The sequence below is a fragment of the Stenotrophomonas sp. CFBP 13725 genome (assembly GCF_014841935.1).
Classification (GTDB): Bacteria; Pseudomonadota; Gammaproteobacteria; order Xanthomonadales; family Xanthomonadaceae; genus Stenotrophomonas.
In genome coordinates this window covers 311,318-328,879 of record NZ_JACYUV010000005.1, presented here as the reverse complement: position 1 = coordinate 328,879, position 17,562 = coordinate 311,318, and the positions used below count along the sequence as shown (strand labels likewise).

The 17,562-nt window shown below is 65.7% G+C and carries 13 protein-coding genes; 11 read left to right on the top strand and 2 right to left on the bottom strand.

The genetic code is table 11. The features are described from left to right. Positions 1 to 14: 14 nt before the first annotated feature. From IFT65_RS11680 to IFT65_RS11665, 4 genes are all read left to right on the top strand, one after another. Positions 15 to 2,723 carry a TcfC E-set like domain-containing protein gene (locus tag IFT65_RS11680; RefSeq protein ID WP_192081565.1) on the top strand — a complete coding sequence of 903 codons (2,709 nt, stop codon included), beginning with the start codon at positions 15 to 17 and terminating at the stop codon, positions 2,721 to 2,723. Further along, positions 2,720 to 3,853, top strand: a complete 1,134-nt coding sequence (locus IFT65_RS11675; protein ID WP_192081564.1) for a CfaE/CblD family pilus tip adhesin — start codon at positions 2,720 to 2,722, stop codon at positions 3,851 to 3,853. Before IFT65_RS11680 ends, IFT65_RS11675 begins: the two co-directional genes overlap by 4 nt. Before the next feature lie 16 nt (positions 3,854 to 3,869). Beyond that, positions 3,870 to 4,568 (top strand): pilus assembly protein, encoded by a 699-nt coding sequence (locus IFT65_RS11670; protein WP_192081563.1) that lies wholly within the window; start codon positions 3,870 to 3,872, stop codon positions 4,566 to 4,568. Positions 4,569 to 4,966: 398 nt separating this feature from the next. Then, positions 4,967 to 7,351 (top strand): YadA-like family protein, encoded by a 2,385-nt coding sequence (locus IFT65_RS11665; RefSeq protein ID WP_192081562.1) that lies wholly within the window; start codon positions 4,967 to 4,969, stop codon positions 7,349 to 7,351. 22 nt (positions 7,352 to 7,373) lie between these two features. Here the strand turns inward: IFT65_RS11665 and IFT65_RS11660 are convergent, their stop codons facing one another. Then, the gene (locus IFT65_RS11660) at positions 7,374 to 8,003 is read right to left on the bottom strand and encodes a hypothetical protein (RefSeq protein WP_192081561.1); all 630 of its coding nucleotides are present in this window, start codon (positions 8,001 to 8,003) and stop codon (positions 7,374 to 7,376) included. Between the two features lie 173 nt (positions 8,004 to 8,176). Then, positions 8,177 to 10,597 (bottom strand): penicillin-binding protein 1A, encoded by a 2,421-nt coding sequence (locus IFT65_RS11655; RefSeq protein ID WP_192081560.1) that lies wholly within the window; start codon positions 10,595 to 10,597, stop codon positions 8,177 to 8,179. A gap of 218 nt (positions 10,598 to 10,815) precedes the next feature. On the opposite strand from IFT65_RS11655, the gene IFT65_RS11650 reads away from it, so the two are divergent. The 7 genes from IFT65_RS11650 to IFT65_RS11620 all read left to right on the top strand — a co-directional run bounded on the left by IFT65_RS11650 (position 10,816) and on the right by IFT65_RS11620 (position 17,559). Next, complete coding sequence (locus IFT65_RS11650; protein WP_342365880.1) at positions 10,816 to 11,874, top strand: pilus assembly protein PilM; 1,059 nt, start codon at positions 10,816 to 10,818, stop codon at positions 11,872 to 11,874. Continuing rightward, a complete protein-coding gene (locus IFT65_RS11645; RefSeq protein ID WP_188326307.1) occupies positions 11,874 to 12,698 on the top strand; it encodes a PilN domain-containing protein in 825 nt (274 codons plus the stop codon). The genes IFT65_RS11650 and IFT65_RS11645 overlap by 1 nt, the downstream gene beginning before the upstream one ends. Then, a complete protein-coding gene (gene pilO / locus IFT65_RS11640; RefSeq protein WP_188326308.1) occupies positions 12,695 to 13,381 on the top strand; it encodes a type 4a pilus biogenesis protein PilO in 687 nt (228 codons plus the stop codon). Before IFT65_RS11645 ends, pilO begins: the two co-directional genes overlap by 4 nt. Continuing rightward, positions 13,378 to 13,911, top strand: coding sequence for a pilus assembly protein PilP (locus IFT65_RS11635; RefSeq protein WP_188326309.1), 534 nt, complete (start codon positions 13,378 to 13,380; stop codon positions 13,909 to 13,911). Before pilO ends, IFT65_RS11635 begins: the two co-directional genes overlap by 4 nt. Before the next feature lie 21 nt (positions 13,912 to 13,932). Then, entirely contained in the window at positions 13,933 to 15,903 is a 1,971-nt protein-coding gene (locus IFT65_RS11630; RefSeq protein WP_192081558.1) for a type IV pilus secretin PilQ family protein, read from the top strand. A gap of 242 nt (positions 15,904 to 16,145) precedes the next feature. Then, positions 16,146 to 16,430 carry a YkgJ family cysteine cluster protein gene (locus IFT65_RS11625; protein WP_192081557.1) on the top strand — a complete coding sequence of 95 codons (285 nt, stop codon included), beginning with the start codon at positions 16,146 to 16,148 and terminating at the stop codon, positions 16,428 to 16,430. A gap of 91 nt (positions 16,431 to 16,521) precedes the next feature. Beyond that, on the top strand, positions 16,522 to 17,559 hold the full coding sequence (locus tag IFT65_RS11620; protein ID WP_192081556.1) for a MoxR family ATPase: 1,038 nt from the start codon (positions 16,522 to 16,524) through the stop codon (positions 17,557 to 17,559). Positions 17,560 to 17,562 lie beyond the last annotated feature (3 nt).

The following is a 17,562-nucleotide window of genomic DNA, read 5'->3' as shown; positions in this document are numbered from 1 at the left end:
TTCAGGTAAGCATCGTGACCAGCACCGTACCGGCCCTTGCCCGGTTGGCGACTGCACTTGCCCTGGCTTTGGGCAGCTCGCCGGCGGGCGCAGGCAGCATCCCCCCCGGTTTCGAAGATATCGCGGAAAGCCGCACCGAGCCGCTCGATGTCCGCCTGTATGGGCGCTCGGCCGGACCGTCGTCCGTGCACATCACTCTGGACACCGTCCAGCTGGAAGCACCGGAGGAGGTTCTGCAGGCACTGGGGTTGTCGATCGAAGCGCAGCAGAGCCTGCGCGCGGCACTGTCTCTGGCCCTGCCACGCAACAGCCACTTGGCCTGCCTTCATGGCGTACCTGCTCCCGGTTGCGGCTACCTGCCGCCGCCGGAAGACCACACGTCGGTGCGCGCGCTGTACAACGAAAATGAAGGGACGGTGGATCTGTTCGTGTCACCGCACTGGCTTGCCACCGAGCCTGCCCACGAACGCCACCACAAAGTCAGCAGCAACGCGGAAAACGCGTTTCTGCACCAGCAGATGTTCAACCTCAGTGGCGGCCGCCGATACCGGGCTTTCACCGGCCAAGGCGCCGGTGTGCTTGGCCTGTTCGACCACGGCCACCTGTCGGCCTCGTGGAACGCCAGCCAACAGGTGTATCGCGATCGCAGCGCGCGCGAGTTGCAATTCGACAATGCGTACTACCGCCACGACCTTGGTGCACGCCATTACATTCAGGGGGGGCGCATGGATCGCCGCAATCTGTCCAGTCCGCTGGGCGGCACCTTCAGCTTCAGCATGCTGCCGCTCGATCGTTTCCAGGGGCTGCGGGTGGGTACCACAGAGGCCTATGTGGACGCGCAGACCGTCATCCAGGCGGCACCGCTGACCGTGCTGCTGGCGCGCGACGCACGCGTGGATGCCTTCGACGGCGACCGCCTGCTGCAGAGCTTCTATCTACAAGGCGGCATCAATGAGTTGGATACGCGCAATTTTCCGTTCGGCATCTATAACGTGAGCCTGCGCATCTACGAAGATGGCGTGCTGGTACGCACCGAGGACGCGCCGTTCGACAAGGGTGGCGGCGTTGTCGATGAGGACCTGCAATGGTTCGTGCAGGGCGGGCGCCGCAACGAGCGTTACAGCGACCCGTTCGCTGACCAGCGGGTGATGATGGCAGGCCTGCGCGTGCCGATCGGCCGGGCCAGCGCGCTCAACGCCGGGGCGATGCAGCTGGGAGGATCGGCCTTCGGCGAGCTGCGCCTGGAATGGCGCCACACCTCGGTTACGCACGAACTGCGTGGTGTGTTCAGTGCCATGCAGGGGAGCGATGGCAGCCGGGGCCAGCAACACCAGCTTTCGTTCCGCCGTCGTGCTTCGTGGAATCTCCATCAGCAGCGCATGCGCAGCGTCACCTGCCACTCCCCACGCGCCGCACTGGATCGGCTGGGGTGTGCCGATGCACTCAGCGCCTCGGTCGCAATGCCAGTGGCCGGCGGTAGCGCTTACCTGGCCTTTACCCGGCGCCAGACCTGGCGGCCGGGCCGCGACCAGGTCGGTATCATCGATGATCCGTTACAGCCTCTGCTGCCGCCGTTGCCGCCCGATACCTTCGGCGGGGTGCAACTGAGCCGCAGCTGGCAGGGCAGCTTCAGCCGCAGTGACTACTGGAAGACCTTCGCCGTATCCAGTCGAGTCGGTGTGTGGCGTCAGCACACCGACGGTGATCTGCGCGGCCAGCGTGACCACGGTGTGTATCTCAACCTCAGCCTGAGTCGGCTGCAGCGTGGCGACCAACGCAGCGTGCAGACCCGCCATGGGCTGGACCTGCGTCAACCTGCGCACGCCAGACCGGATGCCAGCTACAGCATCAGCCGCGACCTGCGGCAGACCTACGATGCCCATCAACGTGATGTCAGCGTACAGCTGCGTGCAGACAACAGCAGCCGCTACAGTGCATCGCTTGGCGCGCAGTTCCAGAATGACATGGGCCAGAGCGGTGGGGTGCTGACACGTCATCAGCAGGGCGGTCGTGACGAACTTACCTACAGCGCCACGCACAGTTCCAGCTTCGCCGTTGGCTCACGCGGACTGTACTGGAGCGGGATGTATGGCGCTGACGCCGGTCTGGCCGTTGCAGTGGACGACAGCCATGATCTGCCGCTGACCGGGCTGGCCGCCGAGCTCCAGGTCAGTGGGCTGCAGCGGCAACGATTGCGGCTGGGTGAGCGCAGATTGCTGTCGCTGGCGGGCTATCAGCAGCACCGTGCCGAGGTCCAGGACGCCAGCGCATGGGACGTGCCGGCCAGCGTCCGTGTCACGGGCGGCGGTGCACAGTCGTTCTTCCTTGCGCCCGGCCGCCTGCTGCACATGCCGATCCCGCTGGAGATCACCTATACCTTCATCGGCAATGCGCAGGACATCGCCGGCAACCCGGTGCACGGTGCGCGCATCTTGAATGCGCCGGTGCCGGGAACAGGCAGCAACGGTGACTTCGTGGCTGATTTTGCAAAGCGCGAAACGGTCCTGTATCTGCTGCAGACCCACCAGGTGCTGCAGTGTCCCCTGCAGGTACGTGAGCAGCGCAGTGTGGTGCTGCTGGTGGGCGCTGTGCAATGCGTCCCCATCACCGTTTCGCAGCTGCCGGCCGCTGTCCGCAGCCAGGCACGGGTCAACCGCCTGCTGCGCGAGCAGTCTCTGATCGTGGAGACGGCTCAGGCCGCTGCGGCGGGGATTGACCGATGAGCGTCTGGCCAAGGTGCATCGTCCTGCTGGCAGCGGCCGCCCTCAGCCTGGCAGACGCGGCGGCGCAGAGTCGTCCAGAACAGGTAGAGCCTGGAAATTTCGGGCCGGTACTGATCGGCCGTGGATGGGACCGTTCCACGCCGCCAGCCAGTATCGAGGTACTGCCACTCAAGGTAGCCGGCCACCGCTGGGACGGAACCGGCGGATATGGGGCACTGTTCTTCACGTGCAGGTCCCGCTCCGACGCGGCCTATGGCCGGTGCGCCACCGAAGATACCGGCGATGACGCTGCAGGAACGGGCAGCCGTGTGGCCGTTCGATTCACCGAGCGGCGTAGTGGGACGCGGGTCGAGATCGACGTTGTGGGCGCTTTGCGCCGGATAGACGCCAGCGACCGATGCCACTCCAGCTACTGGTCGCAGCAGCCCCGTCCGCTGTCGACCTCCAAGAGCAGTCTCTGTGTGGGGAGCGGTCCGGTCGGCACCGGTGTCGAGCTGGAGATTCAAGCTGATCAGTTGCAACGGCTCGTGGCGGGCAAGTGGAGCGCGACGCTGGAGCTTGCACTCAACACGCCCGCGCAGCATGCCCTCGCCGTTTATACGTTCATGTTCGATTTCACGATTACCGACCGCGACGCGGTGGCCATCTACTTTCCCGAGTTCGACCGCACCCGTCCCAGCGTGGGACTGAATCTGCGTTATGACCCGATAACAGACCAGTTGGACGGGCGCAGCAGGCTGGACATGTGCCTCTACGACGGGCTGGGTTCGCTCAGCGACTACCTGGACATCACCGTGCGCGATACCGGTACGCAGCCACCGCCTGACGGCCATTTCTCGGTCTGGCACCAGGACGGTGGACACAGCGTGCGCGATCGCCTGGATTACACCGTGACCCTGGACCACGCAGGTGCAGGCCTGGTCCTGCGCAACGGTGTGACCCAGCAGCTGTCCGGCATTGATGTCGCGCGGTTGCGGCTGGTTCTGCTGCCGGGCATGAACCAGCCGGTCTACTGCGTGCCCACGCCGCTCACGTTCAATACGCCGTCCTTCCTCGTGACGGACAAGCTGCCCGGTTTCTACAGCGGTGGGTTGAAGGTCGAGATGACCGTGCCCGCCTCGAATCCATGAACCAGGGGAACCCTCGATGAAAAGAAGTCGTTACGCCGTCCTGCAGTTGCTGTTGCTGCTGCCCACACTGCCCGCGCACGCGAACTTGACCGTGCATCCGATGCGGACCTCGGTAGACAGCAAACGCGGCGCGCAGATCCGCGTCTATTCGCAGTCCCCGCAGCCCCAGTATGTGCAGGCGTCGTTGCGCCGGATCATCGATCCCGCCGGGACAGGCGAGCATGAAGTGGACGTTGCATTGGATGCAGCGGCCATCGTGGCGACGCCCGGCAAGTTCGCTTTGGCAGGCGGAGGCAACCGGCTGATCCGCTTGATTCCGCTGCAGCCCGTCAGCCACGAAACTGCTTACCGGGTGTACTTCGAAGGCGTCAGTGCGCCGGAAGAAAATGCGATGGATCTGCCTGGAAATCCACAGGCCAAGGTCGGCGTCAGTCTGGTGTGGGGGGCGCTGGTGAATGTGCTGCCCACCAACGGTCGCGTCGAGGTGGAGCTTCATGGCAGGCAACTGGCCAATACCGGCACGCTACGGCTGGGCATCACCAGCATTGCCGATTGCGAGCAGACCCGCTGCGTGGCCCACGACGTGTCCCGCAGCCTCTATCCAGGCAGCAGCCTTGAACTGCCCTTCGTCCCGACGCCCGGCCATCAGCTCCAGCTGCGCTACCGCCTTAGTCGCGATGGGTATCGCGAACACACCACCACGCTTTCGCCCTGACCCCCACCTGTGGGACGTCCCGCGTGGCGGGAGTGTCTCTCTTTTTTTCTCGAGAAATTTCAATGAAGAACGTACCGGCAACTCGCAGACATGCCGCACTGTCTCGGCGCCGCATCACGGTGGTGCTGTTGCTGACGGCAGGCCTGTCACCGCATGCGGGCGCCTACGCAATGAGCGAGCCACCGTTGGACTGGTGGCAGCAGCAGACGTTGACTGCTTTCATTCCCGGGACGGGGGGAGGCAGCCCGTTCGCGCGGTCAGGTGAAGCGGCGGCAGAGTGGGAAGCCGTGCGCAGGACAGCGGACGGGGTTCACCGCAGGGCATCCGCTGTCGCCGCCGATCTGCCCGTACCACGAGCCGCAAGTGAAGCGGTCGAAGTGGGGGGCAATGCGACTGCCTTGAACAGGGCCGTGGCGGTAGGATTCCGCACCTTTGCCTTCACCGATGCCACCGCAGTGGGCAGGGGTGCCAGGGCGGACGTCGAAGGGGTTGCCATTGGCAGCAGCGCCGAGGCGGGCAACTACAGTGTGGCGATGGGGTACGGGGCGAAGGCCTCCGCTGAGTTCAATGTGGCCATTGGCCATGGGGCAAGGGCAGCGGAATCAAGGGCGACGGCCGTAGGCCGCGACGCCATGGCGACCGCGCTGGGGAGCATGGCACTGGGCAATGCCTCCAGGGCCAACGTACGCAACGCCATTGCACTGGGCAGTGGCGCCATCTCAGAGCACGAAGACGCTATCGTGCTGGGCGCTGACTCACGATCCAGTGGCAGCCATCAGGTGTCGGTGGGCACCAACGAAAACCAGCGCCGCATCGTCCATGTTGCCGACGGCGAGGTGAAACAGGGCAGTACGGAGGTCGTGACGGGCAATCAGTTGTTCCGTACCGAGCAGCGTGTCGATGAAGCCAGGCACGAGGCGCTGATGGCCTCGCGCCACGCCGAAGTTGCGCGCCGCGACGCCGGCATGGCGCTTGAAAAGGCGGACCATGTAGGCGGTCTGATAGGCGACAGCACACCTGCCGGCGCGGTGCACCTTGGCCGCGGCAACAGCGGCACGCTGCTGGATATCGCCAACGGCAGCGGCGCACGCAGGACCATCCAGAATGTGGCCGATGGTGCACTGAGTGAACGCAGTACGGATGCGGTGACCGGGCAGCAGCTGTACCGCACCAACCGGGAACTCAGTACACAAGGCGGCTACGTGGCCGAACACCGTGTCCAACTGGAGCAGCTGCGCACCGACTTCGCGGGGTTCGATCGTGATCTGGGGGGCATGGTCCGGTTCAACGAGGATATGAGCGTGGTCGACGTGGGGGGCGCGCGCATCACGGGAGTGCGTGATGGGGATGCCAGCTCTGCACGAAGCACCGACGCGATCAATGGCGCGCAGCTGTTTGCTACCAACCAGCGCATAGATGCATTGGCGACGAATGGCCGCTTTCTCGCTATCGGCGTGCGCGGTGAGGAAAGGCCGGCCGAGGCGGGTCAGTACGGACTTGCACTGGGCAAAAGTGCCGTCGCATCGCCCGGCGGCGACGTGGAAGGTGCGGTAGCGATCGGCTACGGCGCTGAAGCGCTGGCCACCAACGCGGTTGCACTGGGTAGGGGGTCTTACGTCGTGGCCGGAGCAACGGACGGGTTTGCGCTGGGTACGCGGTCATCGGTGGCAGGCGAGGGCGGTATCGCCATCGGGATGAGCAGCCAGGTCGACGCCGGCGCCACCAACAGCGTTGCCATCGGCCGGTATTCGCGCGCTGACAGTGACCTGACGGTTGCCTTCGGCAACGACGCAGTGCGGCGTCGGCTGGTCAGCGTGGCACGCGGCAGGGGCGAACATGATGCCGCTACGATCGGGCAGCTCGATGACGCGCTGGCGGCGCTGGGAGGCGGGGCACGAATGAACGGAGGCAACGTGGTGGCCCCGGCCTACACGGTGCAGGGAAACGAGCACCGCACAGTAGGTGAGGCATTGCACGCACTCGATGGCGCGGTGGTCAATGGCAGCTCGCGGCTGGGCGGGGTGGAAGCTCAGCTGCAAGCGGTCTTTCAGCAATCACCCGCCCTGCGCAGTGACGGACAGCTTCAGCTGCAGTTGGCCGGTGCCAATGGGATGGTGCTCGGCAATATCGCTGACGGACGGGTTGCGGCCGGTAGCCGCGACGCGGTCAACGGCGGGCAGCTGCACGCGGTCCGGCAGCAGCTTGATGGGCGCATCGACGGCCTGCAACAGCGCATGGCGGTGGACTCGCTGCAAGCGCGTACGGACCCTTCCGACGCCGCTGAGCCATCGGCAGCCGCCGCAACGGCCAATGAGCAGGCGCGCGATGGCGCCCAGAGCGAACCGCCTGCGGAGGTGGGTCGCCCTGATACTGCCGCAGCCGCGGAAGCAGGCCCGAAACCGACCCCGCCGGCGCAGCACCGCTCAGCCGCGTCATCGCCGCCGGTGGATGCACGCCAGCTGGAGCAACTGCAGGAGCGGGTCAACGCCTATACCGATCGCGCCGTCGCCGGTGTCGAGCAGCGCATGCAGAGGATGGACCGGCGCCTCAACCGCATGGTGGCGATGAGCAGTGCGCAGAGCGCGATGGCGATGAACACGGCGGGCCTGCAGACCTACAACCGTCTCGGCGCAGGCATCGGCCATGCCGATGGCGAGTCGGCCTTGGCGGTGGGCTATCAGCGCGTGTTGAACGAGCGGGGTTCCTCCACGCTCAGCCTGCATGGTGCCTTCACCCAGAGCGGCGAAAGAGGAGTAGGGCTGGGGGTGGGCGTAGGCTGGTGAAGCCCCCCATGATCGGGCCACACTACGGGGAAGCTGCGTCACCTATAAGCTGACGAAGCTGGGACAGCGATGCGCGACGCATCGGCTTGTCATCCACGGGTGAAAGCGCGGCTTGGCGCAGCGCATCGTAGGGCAGCACGACCAGCTCGAAGGTCAGCGCTTCGGCCTCGAACAGCCAGGCCGGTGCGTCCAGGCTGCGGTGGCGATCAAGCCGCAGTCGTCGTACCCGCACGTCGGTCGGGATGCCATGCTCGTCGAGGAAGCGCTGCACCGCGTCGGCATCATCGTCGAACAACTGCAGCTGCACAGGGCTGTTGCCATCGGCCGTGCCCTCCAGCACCGGCCCGACCAGCCGCGGTGAGAACGCCTGCAGGAATTCCATCGCGCGCAGCGCAGCGTGCCGACGCAGCTGCAGCTGGCGGCCATGGTCGGGGCCGGCAAACAGCCGCTGATGTTCGCGCAGGGCCGCTTCGATCTCGATGTTGCGCGGCAGGCTGGCATCATCGTGGATGCCGAGCTGGTGGGCGGCTTTCATCTTGGCTTGGTGATAATCGCCGATCCCGCTCTCTGCCATCAGGCGGGCGGCTTCGTGGGCGAGCCGATGACGTCGCTCGCGGCTTTGCGTGGCGGTATGCGGGCGTGCGCGGTGCATCGCTGTTCCCCTGTGGGACCTGGGGCCAGCGTACACCGGCAACGTGACCGGCGCGTAGAGCGCTCACCCGCTCGGTAGCGCCGAGCCACGCTCGGCGGATTCCATCACCGCGCGGGGCAAGCGCCGAGCATCGCTCGGCGCTACGCAACGCATCGGCGCGTGACGCCAGGCCCTCAGAAGATATCGAACGCGGCGGCGTCGGCCTGCGGGGCATTGAGATTCAGGTCGTAGTCCTGCAGGCGATCCATGTCTTCGACCTTCACCCACTCGGTCGCCCCGTTGAGGCTGGCCTGGACCATCCCCGTCGGCGGTTCGTTCTGGGCGATGGGCGTGTCTTTCAACGCCGTGCGCATGTATTCGATCCAGATCGGAAGCGCCGCGCGTCCACCGTATTCGCGGTAACCGAGTGAACGGAAGTCATCGCGACCCACCCACACCGTCGTGGCATACGGGCCACCGAAGCCGGAGAACCAGGCGTCGCGATGGTCGTTGGTCGAGCCCGTCTTGCCGCCTACGTCTTCGCGACCGAGCACCTTCGCGGCGGTGCCGGTACCGCGCTGGACCACGTCGCGCATCATCGATACCAACTGGTATGCCGTGCGGGCGTCGATCGCGCGCGGCGCCGTGCGTGCGTCCGGATTGACCGGGGCCGGTGCTTCCACGGCAGCGGGCGCTGTGTCGGTACCGGCTGCCACCGGTGCCGCAGCGGCGCCGAAGTTGAACCCGTCCACGACCTGGCTGGCGGGCTGGCCGTTGCTGGTGCCCGTACACTCGCGGCAGGCCATCGCCGGGTTCTCCTTGAACACCTCCACGCCGTCGCGGTCGGTGACGCGGTCGATCAGCCACGTGTCCACGCGCGAGCCGCCGTTGGCGAACACCGCATAACCGCGGGCAACCGACAGCGGGGTCAGCGATGCAGTGCCGAGCGACATCGACAGATTGGGCGGCAGCTCTGCCTCGGCGAAGCCGAACTGGCTGATGTATTTGCGGGCGTAGTCCACGCCCATGCCGTCCAGCAGGCGCACCGAGACCAGGTTGCGCGACTGCACCAGCGCTTCGCGCAGGCGCATCGGGCCGCGGAAGCCGCCACCGTCGTTCTGCGGCGACCAGGTCTTGCCGCGGCGGTCGCGGAACACCACCGGCGCATCGAGCACGATCGACGCCGGGTTGTAGCCCTTGTCGAATGCCGCCGCGTAGATGAAGGGCTTGAAGCTGGAGCCCGGCTGGCGGCGTGCCTGGGTGGCGCGGTTGAACTTGTTGCCGGAGAAGCTGAAGCCGCCGACCAGGGCTTTCAGCGCCCCGCTGTTGGCATCCACCGACACCAGTGCGGACTGGCCGCGCGGGATCTGGTCGAGCAGCCACTGGCCTTCTTTCTCGCCCACGCGCACGCGCACGATGTCGCCGCGCTTCACCAGCTTGGCGGGGGTCTTGTTGGTCCAGCGCGCCGCACCGGCGGGCAGGGTGACTTCGGTGCGGTTGGCCAGCAGCGCCGTGGCACTGCCATCGGCGGCCGTTGCGGTGATGAGCGCCGGCAGCAGCCCGGCCTGGGCGCTGATGCCGGACAGATGCGCTGCCAGGCTGGCGGCATCGTCAGCGGCGCCCAGCTCCACCTGCTTTTCCACGCCGTGCCAGCCGTGGCGGTGGTCATAGGCCAGCAAGCCATCGCGCACCGACAGGTTGGCAGCGGTCTGCAGTTCGGCGTTGATGGTGGTGGTCACGTGGTAGCCCTTGTTGACCACGTCCCCGCCGAAGCGGGCGATCATTTCCTGGCGTACCAGCTCGGCCACGTAAGGCGCATCGACCTGCACCGGCGGCTCATGTGCCGTGGCATGCATCGGCACGGCCTTGGCCGCATCGGCCTCGGCCTGGGTGATGAAGCGCAGGTCGGCCATGCGCTGCAGCACATAGTTGTCGCGGCGCTGCTGCGCGCGCTCCGGGTTGGAGAGCGGGTTGCCCGACGAGGGGAACTTCGGGATGCCGGCCAGTGACGCCATCTCGTCCAGGTCCAGCTGGTCCAGCGACTTGCCGTAGTAGAACTGGCCTGCCGCCGCCACACCGTAGGCCCGGTTGCCGAAGAAACTCTTGTTCAGGTACAGCTCGAAAATCTCGTCCTTGCTGAGCTCGGACTCGATCTTCCGTGCCAGCAGGATCTCGGCCAGCTTGCGCGTGTAGCTGTATTCGGAGCTCAGGAAGAACTGCCGCGCGACCTGCTGGGTGATCGTCGAGCCGCCCGGGACGCGGCGATCGCTGGTGGTCGCCAACAGCCAGACCGCGCGCGCGATGCCCTTGTAGTCCACGCCGCCATGCTCGTAGAAGCGGGCATCTTCGGTCGCCAGGAACGCCTGCTTCAGGCGCTCGGGCACGTCCTTCATGGTGATCGGCGTGCGCCGGGTCTCCCCGAACACGGCCATCAGCTTGCCGTCGGCGGCGTACACATACATGGGCTCCTGCATTTCCACGTCGCGCAGGGTCTGCACGTCCGGAAGCTTGGAGGAAACAACGTAATAGAGGCCGCCAGCAGCGGCCGCCCCGATCAGCGCCAGGATCAGCGAAACGACCAGGATCCAGCGCAGCCAGCGGCGAAGGCGTGTCATCGGTGACAGATTCCGATTGCAGAATTCATGGCCGCAGAGTATAGATTACACAAGGGGCTGGCTGGGGTCGGTCCTGGGGAGTGCAAGGGGAAGCCGCGACGTTGTGTGACGTTCTGTGAAGACGACTTCACGGCGCGTGGTTGCCATTTGCAAAAAAAACGTTATTAATGCGCGGGCGCAGCTGATGCGTCCAAGTGCCCGTCGGCAGGGGAGAAACCGTGGGGCTCATCCCAAAAAGCCAGTCGCCGCTCATAGGCGTCGACATCAGTTCAACGGCAGTGAAACTGTTGCAGCTCTCTCGTAGCGGCAATCGTTTCCGCGTGGAACACTATGCTGTGGAACCACTTCCGCCGAATGCGGTGGTGGAAAAGAACATCGTGGAAGTCGAAGCGGTAGGCGAGGCGATCCGTCGCGCCGTCAACCGTTCGGGTAGCAAGGCCAAGCACGCAGCGGCCGCCGTGGCGGGCTCTGCGGTGATCACCAAGGTGATCCCGATGCCGGCCGATCTGGACGAGAGCGAGATGGAGGCCCAGATCGAACTGGAAGCCGTCAACTACATCCCGTACCCGATCGAAGAAGTGAACCTGGACTTCGAGGTGCTCGGGACGATCCCGAACAACCCGGAGATGGTCCAGGTGCTGCTGGCTGCCTCGCGTTCGGAGAACGTGGAACTGCGCCAGTCGGCGCTGGAACTGGGCGGACTGATCGCCAAGGTGATGGACGTGGAGGCCTTCGCGGTCGAAAACGCCTTTGCCCTGGTCGCCAGTGAGCTGCCGGTATCCAGTGACGGCGTGGTCGCGCTGGTCGATATCGGCGCCACCATGACCACGCTGAACGTGTTGCGTGGGGGACGCAGCCTGTACAGCCGTGAGCAGGTGTTCGGTGGCAAGCAGCTGACGGACGAGATCATGCGCCGTTTCGGCCTGAGCTATGAGGAAGCCGGCCTGGCCAAGCGTCAGGGCGGGCTGCCGGAAAGCTACGAAATGGAAGTGCTGGAACCGTTCAAGGAAGCCACTGTCCAGCAGATCAGCCGTCTGCTGCAGTTCTTCTACGCGGGCAGCGAGTTCAATCGCGTCGATCACATCGTGCTGGCCGGCGGCTGTGCCGCGCTGACCGGCCTGCCTGACCTGGTGGAAGAGCAGCTGGGCGTGCCGACCGTGGTGGCCAATCCCTTGGCGCAGATGACGCTGGGCCCGAAGGTGCAGGCGCATGCGCTTGCCCTGGATGCGCCGGCGCTGATGATCGCCACCGGCCTGGCGATGAGGAGCTTCGACTGATGGCACGGATCAATCTGTTGCCGTGGCGCGCCGAGCGGCGCAAGCAACGCCAGCGTGAGTTCTACGCAATGTTGGGCATGGCCGCGATCGGCGGCCTGCTGTTGTCGCTGATGGTGTGGTTCTACTACGACCGTCAGGTCAGCGGCCAGGAAGAACGCAATACCTTCCTGCAGGCTGAGATCGACAAGGTGAAGCTGCAGAACACCGAGATCGATCGCCTTGATTCGCAGAAGGAACGCCTGCTGGCGCGCAAGACGGTCATCGAGGAACTGCAGTCCAAGCGGTCGCAGATGGTCCATCTGTTCGACGCGCTGGTACGCACCATCCCCGATGGCGTCGTGCTGACCGCGTTGAAGCAGGAAGGCGACGTGCTGACCCTGGAGGGGCGGACACAGTCCAATGCCCGCGTGTCGGCGTACATGCGCAACCTGGAAACGTCCGGCTGGATGACCAATCCGGAGCTGGCGATCATCGAAGCGCGTGATCCGGAGAAGGAAAAGGAGGGCAACAAGGCCCTCGCGCTTGCCGACATCAGCGCGCTTCCTTATGTGTTCGTGGTGAAGGTGAAGCTGCCGGCACAGAGCGAAGAAACCACGCTCAATCCGGATGGCTCGGTGGCGGATCCGACGGCGCCCGCGCCGGTCGATCCGGCTGCGCTGGCACCGCTGGCGCCGGCTGATGCAGCCGCTCCGGCCGCTCCGGCCGCCGGCCCTGCACCCGCTGCAGCACCGGCATCGACCGCACCGCCGGCGCCTGCAGGCAGCCGCCTGACCCCGGCCGCCCCGCAGACACCGCCGGCCAGCGGCCAGGAGCGCTCGCAATGAGCCAGAAGAAAATCAACCTCAACGAGTTGGACTTCAATGACATCGGCAATTGGCCGCAGCAGGCGAAAATCGTCTTCTGCGTGCTGATCGCGCTGGTGATCATGGCCGTGTCCTGGTTCGCCCTGATCAGCGGCAAGCGCGATGAGCTGGCCTCGCTGGAAGTGCGCGAGACCGAGCTGCGTACCGAGTTCGAAAAGGAACAGGGGCGCGCGGTCAACCTGGAGCCGCTGAAGCAGCAGCTCGGTCAGATGGAGCAGGTGCTGCAGCAGATGCTGCGCCAGTTGCCCAGCAAGACCGAAATGCCGGACCTCATCATCGACGTTTCGCAGACCGCGCTGTCCAGTGGCCTGGTCAACGAGCTGTTCGAGCCGGAGTCCGAAGAGGTGCGTGAGTTCTACGCGGAGAAGCCGATCAAGCTGCGCATGGTGGGCAGTTACCACCAGTTCGGTGCGTTCGTCAGTGGCGTGGCCTCGCTGCCGCGCGTGGTCATCCTGACCATGCACGACATCAACCTCAAGCCGAAGGATCCCAAGACCGGCATCAATCCGGCCTCGATCCGCGCCGGCGCGCTGGAGCTGTCCGGTACGGTCAAGACCTATCGTTACCTCGACGAGGCGGAGATGGAGCAGCAGGAGAAGGAGGCCGCCGCCAAGACAGCCGCCGCCAACGGGGGTGCGCAATGACCCGTTCCTGGATGCTGCGTGGAATCGGCTTGATGATGCTGGTGCTGTTGGCCGGTTGCGGTCGCGGCATCAGCAGCACGCCGGGTGATGCGCCGAACCTGGAGAAGTGGGTGGCGGACGTGCGTGCGCGTCCGGCGCCGCCCCTCGAGCCGTTGCCGGTGATGCAGCAGTTCGAAACGTTTGAATACTCGGCACAGGGCATGCGGGATCCGTTCACCGATGCCTGGGCCAACCCGCAGGGGGGCAGTGGCCTGCGTCCGGACCCGAACCGTCGGAAAGAGCCGCTCGAGGCCTTCCCGCTGGACAGTCTGGACATGGTCGGCACCCTCGGCACCGGTCCGGGCACCGTCGCGGTGGTGATGGCGCCGGACAAGGTCAGCTACCGGGTGCGGCCGGGCGTGTACATGGGGCAGAGCGATGGCCGGGTAACCGGGGTCTTCGAGGACCGCATCGAACTGATTGAGCTGGTGCCGGATGGCGCGGGCGGGTGGCTGGAACGGCCGGCCGCGCTCTCGCTTGAAGATCAATGATCGTTTACTGGGGATAGCACGATGACCTTTCACAATGCCAAGGGGCTGCGTCCGATCCGGCGCCCAACCTTGAACCGCATCAGCGCGCTGGGAGTCGCGTTGATGCTGGCCTGCGGCCACGCGACCGCGGCTGCGCCCAACGGCGCGCCCGCCGCCAGCGCCGCAACGCCCGTTGCCGCGCCGGCTTCGCTGTCGGTCGCCAAGATCGACTTCAAGCGTGGCGCTGACGGCGCAGGCCGGCTGATCCTGCAGTTCGATGGCCAGGGCGCCAACCCGGACCTGCGCAGCCAAGGCAACAGCGTGGTCATCGACGTCGGCAATGCCAGCCTGCCCGCGCAGCTGCAGAAGCCGCTTGATGTCACCGATTTCGCCACGCCGGTGCAGCGCATCGACGCCAAGCCGTATGGCGGTGGTACGCAGCTCGTGCTCAGCACGAACACCGCGTTCGAGTCGCTGGCCTACCAGAGCGGCAACGAATACGTGGTGGAGATCACCCCGAAGCAGGGTCTTGCGGCCACCGGTGCGGTCACCACCAGCAGCATCAACCAAGCTGCGGCAGCCGTTGCGCAGCGCGGTTACAGCGGGCGCCCGGTGACGTTCAATTTCCAGGACGTGCCGGTTCGCACGGTGCTGCAGCTGATCGCTGAAGAGTCCAACCTGAACGTGGTGGCGTCCGACAGCGTGCAGGGCAATGTGACTCTGCGCCTGGTGAACGTGCCGTGGGACCAGGCGCTGGACATCGTGTTGCGGGCCAAGGGCCTGGACAAGCGTCGCGATGGCAGCGTGATCTGGGTCGGCCCGCAGCAGGAGCTGGCGAAGTTCGAGCAGGAAAAAGAAGACGCCCGCATCGCGATCGAGAACCGTGAGGACCTGATCACCGATTACGTGCAGATCAATTACCACAGCGCCTCGGCGATCTTCAAAGCGCTGACCGAAGCCCGTGGCATCGGCGGCTCGTCCGGCGGTGGCGGTGGCGGTGGTGGCGGCGCGCAGCAGGAAGACAGTGGCTTCCTGACCTCGCGTGGCCGCATCGTGGCTGACGAACGCACCAACATGCTGATGATCAGCGACATTCCGAAGAAGGTCGCGCGCATGCGTGAACTGATCGGCGTGATTGATCGTCCGGTCGACCAAGTGCTGATCGAAAGCCGCATCGTGATCGCTACCGACACCTTCGCCCGCGAGCTGGGTGCGAAGTTCGGTGTCAGTGGTAACCGCGACAACGTGTACTTCGGTGGCAACATCGATGACAACTACGACAACATCACGGACCGCTCGGCGCAGAATACGGCCTATCAGCGGGCAGTGAACGAGTGGATCGCGGGTGGTCAGACGGGAGCGGCTCCGGTTCGCGAAGGACCTTCGCTCACCCGGCGGCCGATGTTCAACCTGCCGGTGGCGGCGGCGAGCAACCCGGGCACGCTGGCGCTGTCGATCCTCAATGCGGGTTATCTGCTGGACGTCGAGCTGTCGGCGATGCAGGCAGAATCGCGCGGCGAGGTGATCTCCAACCCGCGCGTGGTGACCACCAACCAGCGCGAAGCGCTGATCAAGCAGGGTAAGGAAATCGGCTACGTCACCATCAGCGGTGGCGGTGCCGGTGGTGCAGCCCAGGCCAACGTGCAGTTCAAGGAAGTGGTGCTGGAACTGCGGGTCACCCCGACCATCACCAACGACAACCGTGTGTTCCTGAACATGGTGGTCAAGAAGGACGAAGTCGACCGCTTCATTGAATTGACGGGCTATGGCACGGTGCCGTCGATCAACCGTCGCGAAGTCAACACGGCGGTGCTGGTCGATGATGGCCAGACCGTGGTCATCGGTGGTGTGTACGAGTTCACCGACCGCAGCAGCATCAGCAAGGTGCCGTTCCTGGGCGACGTGCCGTTCCTCGGCAACCTGTTCAAGCAGCGTGGCCGCAACAAGGACAAGGCCGAACTGCTGGTCTTCGTCACCCCGAAGGTGCTGCGCGTGGCCAAGAAAGCCGACTGACGCATCGTCGCACTGCTGCATGAAGAAGGGCCGCCCTGTGCGGCCCTTTTTCATGGGCGCGACCCGCAGCCTGTGCGGGGCCGTTCGCGGTCGATCAACGCCCCGCTTGAACATGAAGCCCAGCCACATGCCTTCCGCAAATTCATTGCCGTGGCACGGTGCGGGGCGTACCGTCCCCGCTTTGTCGGCCTGTGAGCTGCGCCCGTGATGGAGCGCGCCGCCGCTGACCGAGGTGGTGTCCAATGACAGTAGCGGATTGTTCCAGATGTGATGCGGTGTGCTGCAGGTTGACCGCCATTCTCGAGGCGGACGACGCCGTTCCGCTGCACCTGACGACCGAACACAGCGGCGGCAAGCGGGCGATGGCGCGGGGCGAGGACGGCTGGTGCGTGGCGATGGACCGTACGCAGATGCGCTGCGGTATCTATGACATCCGGCCGGCCGTCTGCCACCGATTCACCATGGCGGGACCCTACTGCGAGGCGATCCGCGAGGATTACTACGAACACGGTTCTGCGCAGGGCTGATGCCGCTGACCGGGTTTGACGCAGACCCGATGCAGATCCTGCCATCATGGGCATGGAACCTATCGCGCGTTGCGGAGGTCATATGGATGCCATGAATACACCTCCCTCCATACCCGACACCTTTCCGACCCCCGGCCTGATCGCGGCCACGCCCGAGCATGCGCGACTGCATGACGACTTCCAGACGCTGCGCGCCGCGCTGAGTACGGAGATCGTCGGCCAGGCCGAGCTGGTCGAGCGACTGCTGATCGCGCTTCTCGCTGACGGCCACCTGTTGGTGGAAGGCGCGCCCGGGCTGGCCAAGACCACGGCGATCCGCGCGCTGGCCAGCCGGCTGGACGCGGATTTTTCCCGCGTGCAGTTCACCCCGGACCTGCTGCCGGCCGATCTGACCGGTACCGAAATCTGGCGCCCGCAGGAAGGCCGCTTCGAGTTTGTTCCCGGTCCGATCTTCCACCCGATCCTGTTGGCCGACGAGATCAACCGCGCCCCGGCCAAGGTGCAGTCCGCGCTGCTGGAAGCGATGGGCGAGCGCCAGGTCACGGTGGGTCGTCATACGTATCCGCTGCCGCCGCTGTTCCTGGTGATGGCCACGCAGAACCCGATCGAGCAGGAAGGTACCTTCCCGCTGCCGGAAGCGCAGTTGGACCGCTTCCTGATGTATGTGCGCATCGGTTACCCCGACGAGAGTGCGGAAACCGAGATCCTGCGCCTGGCGCGTGAGCGCGCGCGGGGTGCGCTGGACGCGCCCGCGACCGCGCCCCCGCGCATGCCGATGGCCGATGTCTACGCGGCGCGTCGCGCTGTGCTGGACCTGCATTTTTCGCCGGCCCTGGAGCGTTATCTGGTCGAACTGGTCCTCGCCTCGCGTCAGCCCGCACGCTACGACGCGGCCCTCGCACGACGCATTGCCTGGGGCGCAAGTCCGCGTGGTTCGATCGCGCTGGAGCGCTGCGCGCGTGCCCGTGCCTGGCTGGCCGGGCGTGATTTCGTCACCCCGGACGACGTACGCGCGATCGCCGGCGACGTGCTGCGTCACCGCGTGCTGCCCAGCTACGAAGCCGTCGCCGAGGGCTGGGATGGCGAGCGGCTGGTGCAGGAACTGCTGGCCCGCGTGCCGGCACCCTGATCC